This window comes from Halorubrum sp. SD612 (genome assembly GCF_002135005.1).
The window spans coordinates 1-4,244 of record NZ_NEWI01000186.1; the positions used below are offsets into that span (position 1 = coordinate 1).

Sequence of the window (4,244 nt, forward strand, 5' to 3'; positions counted from 1 at the left end):
CTCGACGAGACCGGCGAGGGGGACGGCGAGGGGACGACGGCGAACCTCCCGCTGGCCGCCGGCGCCGGCGACGCCGACTACCTGTACGCGGTCGATCAGGGGATCGGCCCCGCGATCGAGCGGTTCGACCCCGACCTGCTGATCGTCTCCGCCGGATTCGACGCCCACCGCCACGATCCCATCTCGCGGATGCGCGTCTCGTCGGAGGGGTACGCGCTGCTCACCGACCGGATCCGGACGCTCGCCGCCGACGCCGACGCCGCGGACGCGTACGTGCTGGAGGGCGGGTACGGCCTCGACACCCTCGCCGAGGGCGTCTCCATGGTCCACGAGACGTACGACGGCCGGACCCCCGTCGACACCGACGAGGAGCGGGACGCGAAAACGGAGGCGCTCGTCGACGACCTCCGGGCGGAACTGGGTCTGTAGCTCGGGATTGGAACCGCTGCCGGACTCGCTCGTCGCTGGCGCTCCTCGCTCGTAGTCGGCGTCGACAGAAACGCCCGGAGCGGGATTTGAACCGGAATCAGACGTGCTCGCTCACTCCGTTCGCTGCGCGCGACTGATAGGGTTCAAATGCCTCGACGCTTCGCTGCCGCGGTACTCACTCGTCGCTACCGCTCCTCGTTCGTTGTTGCGGCAGCAGAAGCGCCCGGAGCGGGATTTGAACCTCGGTCGTTCCGCTCGCTTCGCTCTCTGGTTCAAATTCCTTCTACGGTTTCTGCTGTCGCGGTACTCGCTCGTCGCTACCGCTCCTCACTCGTTACTGCGACGGTAGAAACGCCCGGAGCGGGATTTGAACCCGCGTCACGACCGTGACAGGGTCGTATGATGGGCCACTACACCATCCGGGCAAACAAGCGACAGCGCCCCGAAACCGGGGACGCCCGGAGCGGGATTTGAACCCGCGTCACGACCGTGACAGGGTCGTATGATGGGCCACTACACCATCCGGGCTTGTCGCATCAGTTCGTATCCCTGTCTGGCAAATAAGGCTTGTCATCCCTGACGGGAGTGCGGGTCGGTGACAGGGAATCGGGGCCCCGAGCCGCGACGCCGGACGGCAGTCGCGGCCGATATCCTTTTGTGTCGACCTCGCGTGTGTGGGAGTGTCGAACGCCCCGCGACTCGTGAGCCGCGCGCGGCGGCGCTTGGTAAGTCTTATGACGCTGGCGTATGTACGTCTCTGTAGTATCTCGTGATAGCTTCTCCCCACCACCAGCACCCATGGTAGACGTAAGCCAACACGAACTCGTCCCGGACCACGTCCTCCTCGACGACCCCGAGGAGGTCGAGGCGGTCCTGGCGGAGTACGACGTGAAGAGAACGAACTTACCGAAGATCAAACGCACGGATCCCGCGCTCCCCGACGAGGCCGAGGTCGGCGACGTGGTGAAGATCGTCCGCGACTCCCGCACGACCGACGAGGCGGTCGTGTACCGACTGGTCGTCTCATGAACAGGCAAGACCGACGCGTGGTTTCACGCGAGTACTTCTCCGACGAACGGCTCGCCGAACACCATTTCCGCTCGTTCAACAACTTTCTCGACCGCGGCATGCAGGAAGTGGTCGACGAGAAGGAGACGATCGAGACGGACATCGGCGACAAGGAGGGCCAAGAGCCCGTCTACGTCGAGCTCGGCGACGTTCGGATGGTCACCCCCCGCGTCCGCGAGGCCGACGGCTCCGAGGAGCTGCTCTACCCCCAGGAGGCGCGGCTGCGCAACATCACTTACTCGGCGCCCGTGTTCATGGAGATGTCCATCGTGCGCGGCGGCGAGGAGGAGCCGGAGCAGGTCGTCGACACGACCGAGACGAAGGTCGGCCGGATGCCGATCATGGTCGGCTCCGACAAGTGTAACATGGCCGGCTTCTCCGACGAGGAGCTCATCGACATCGGCGAGGACCCCGTCGACCCCGGCGGCTACTTCATCGTCAACGGCTCCGAGCGCGTGCTGATGACCTCGGAGGACCTGGCGCCGAACAAGATCCTCGCGGAGTACGACTCGAAGTACGGCGACGAGATCCAGGTCGCGAAGACGTTCTCCCAGCGCCGCGGCTACCGCGCGCTGGTGCTGTGCGAGCGCAACCGCGAGGGGCTGCTCGAAGTGTCGTTCCCCTCCGTCTCTGGCTCGATCGACTTCGTGACGCTGGTCCGCGCCCTCGGGCTCGAATCCGACGAGGAGATCGTCCACCGCGTCTCGGACGACCCCGAGATCGTGAAGTTCATGCTGGAGAACCTAGAGGAGGCCTCGGTCCAGACGACCGAGGAGGCCATCGAGACCCTCGGCGAGCGCGTCGCCTCCGGACAGGGGAAGAACTACCAGCTCAAGCGGGCGAACTACGTCATCGACCGCTACCTCCTCCCGCACCTCCACGAGGAGGGCGTCGACGAGGAGGACGTGCGGATCAACAAGGCGTACTATCTCTGCCGGATGGCCGAGGCGTGCTTCGAGCTCGCCTTAGACCGCCGGGAGGCCGACGACAAGGACCACTACGCGAACAAGCGCCTGAAGGTCTCCGGCGACCTCATGCGCGACCTGTTCCGCACCGCGCTGAACAAGCTGGCGCGCGACGTGAAGTACCAGCTCGAACGCGCCAACATGCGGAACCGGCAGCTCACGGTGAACACTGTCGTCCGCTCGGACGTGCTGACCGAGCGGCTCGAACACCCGATCGCGACCGGGAACTGGGTCGGCGGCCGCTCGGGCGTCTCCCAGCTCGTCGATCGGACCGACTACATGGGCGTGCTCTCGCACCTGCGGCGCCTGCGCTCGCCGCTGTCGCGGTCGCAGCCGCACTTCGAGGCGCGGGACCTCCACGCGACCCAGTGGGGTCGCATCTGCCCCTCCGAGACGCCGGAGGGGCCGAACTGCGGGCTCGTGAAGAACTTCGCGCAGGCGATGGAGCTGTCGCAGACGGTCGAGGACGAACAGGGGCTGAAACGAGAACTGGCGTCGATGGGTGTCGAGGGGATCCCCGGCATCGAGGGCGTCGACCGACAGACGGCGGACGACTGATCATGGCACAAGCAGAACGCGAAGCGAAGGTGTACGTCAACGGGAGCCTCGTGGGCACCCACGAGAACCCCCAGGAGCTCGCCGAACAGATCCGCGAGGCGCGCCGCCGCGGCGACGTCTCGGAGATGGTGAACGTCTCGGTGAAAGACCGGACCCGCGAGGTCATCGTCAACGCCGACGCGGGCCGAGCCCGCCGTCCGCTCATCGTCGTCGAGAACGGCGAACCCCTCCTCGGCGACGAGGAGATCGAGGCCCTCGAACGCGGCGACGTCGAGTTCGAGGACCTCGTCGAACGCGGCTACGTCGAGTTCATCGACGCCGAGGAGGAGGAGGATATCCTCGTCGCCGTCGACGAGGAGGACGTGACCGACGACCACACGCACCTCGAGATCGACCCGCAGCTCGTCTTCGGTATCGGCGCGGGGATGATCCCGTACCCCGAGCACAACGCCAGCCCCCGGATTACCATGGGCGCGGGGATGATGAAGCAGTCGCTCGGGCTCCCCTCGGCGAACTACCGGATCCGGCCGGACACGCGTCAGCACCTCCTGCACTACCCGCAGCTGGCGATGGTGAAGACGCAGACCTCCGACCAGATCAGCTTCGACGAGCGGCCGGCGGCGCAGAACTTCGTCGTCGCCGTGATGTCCTACGAGGGGTTCAACATCGAGGACGCGCTGGTGATGAACCAGGGCTCCGTCGACCGCGCGCTCACCCGCTCGCACTTCTTCCGGACCTACGAGGGCGAGGAGCGCCGCTACCCCGGCGGTCAGGAGGACCGCTTCGAGATCCCCGAACAGGACGTGCGCGGCGCCCGCGGCGAGGACGCGTACACCCACCTCGACGAGGACGGCCTCGTCAACCCCGAGACGAAGGTCGACGAGTCCTCCGTGCTCCTCGGGAAGACCAGCCCGCCGCGCTTCCTCGAAGAGCCCGACGACATGGGCGGGCTCTCCCCGCAGAAGCGCCGCGAGACCTCGGTCACGATGCGCTCGGGCGAGTCGGGCGTCGTCGACACGGTGACGCTGATGGAGGGCGAGGACGGCTCCAAGCTCTCGAAGGTGAAGGTGCGGGACCAGCGGGTCCCCGAACTCGGGGACAAGTTCGCGTCCCGACACGGACAGAAGGGCGTCGTGGGCCACCTCGCGCCCCAGGAGGACATGCCGTTCACCGAGGAGGGGGTCGTCCCCGACCTCGTGATGAACCCGCACGCGCTGCCGTCGC

3 protein-coding genes, 2 tRNA genes and 1 pseudogene are annotated in these 4,244 nt (G+C 66.8%); 4 read left to right on the forward strand and 2 right to left on the reverse strand.

Annotated elements, in window-relative coordinates; all coding sequences use genetic code 11:
• Nucleotides 1-429, forward strand: a pseudogene (locus B9G38_RS14595) (histone deacetylase); the annotation flags it as partial.
• Between the two features lie 352 nt (nt 430-781).
• On the opposite strand, the gene B9G38_RS14600 reads toward B9G38_RS14595, so the two are convergent.
• Both B9G38_RS14600 and B9G38_RS14605 read right to left on the reverse strand, forming a co-directional pair.
• Nucleotides 782-854: transfer RNA gene (locus tag B9G38_RS14600), tRNA-Asp, on the reverse strand.
• Nucleotides 855-884: 30 nt separating this feature from the next.
• Nucleotides 885-957 (reverse strand) — tRNA-Asp (locus B9G38_RS14605).
• A gap of 270 nt (nt 958-1,227) precedes the next feature.
• Between B9G38_RS14605 and B9G38_RS14610 the strand changes: the two genes are divergently transcribed.
• The 3 genes from B9G38_RS14610 to B9G38_RS14620 all read left to right on the forward strand — a co-directional run.
• The gene (locus tag B9G38_RS14610; RefSeq protein WP_086220857.1) at nt 1,228-1,458 is read left to right on the forward strand and encodes a DNA-directed RNA polymerase subunit H; all 231 of its coding nucleotides are present in this window, start codon (nt 1,228-1,230) and stop codon (nt 1,456-1,458) included.
• On the forward strand, nt 1,455-3,020 hold the full coding sequence (locus B9G38_RS14615; RefSeq protein ID WP_086220858.1) for a DNA-directed RNA polymerase subunit B'': 1,566 nt from the start codon (nt 1,455-1,457) through the stop codon (nt 3,018-3,020). Before B9G38_RS14610 ends, B9G38_RS14615 begins: the two co-directional genes overlap by 4 nt.
• 2 nt (nt 3,021-3,022) lie before the next feature.
• The coding region (locus tag B9G38_RS14620; protein ID WP_086220859.1) for a DNA-directed RNA polymerase subunit B at nt 3,023-4,244 on the forward strand (1,222 nt) is incomplete at its 3' end.

Excerpts from the sequence above, each read along its gene's own strand:
- B9G38_RS14610 (WP_086220857.1), top strand. The coding sequence starts at position 1,228 with ATGGTAGACGTAAGCCAACACGAACTCGTCCCGGACCACGTCCTCCTC.
- B9G38_RS14615 (WP_086220858.1), top strand. The coding sequence starts at position 1,455 with ATGAACAGGCAAGACCGACGCGTGGTTTCACGCGAGTACTTCTCCGAC.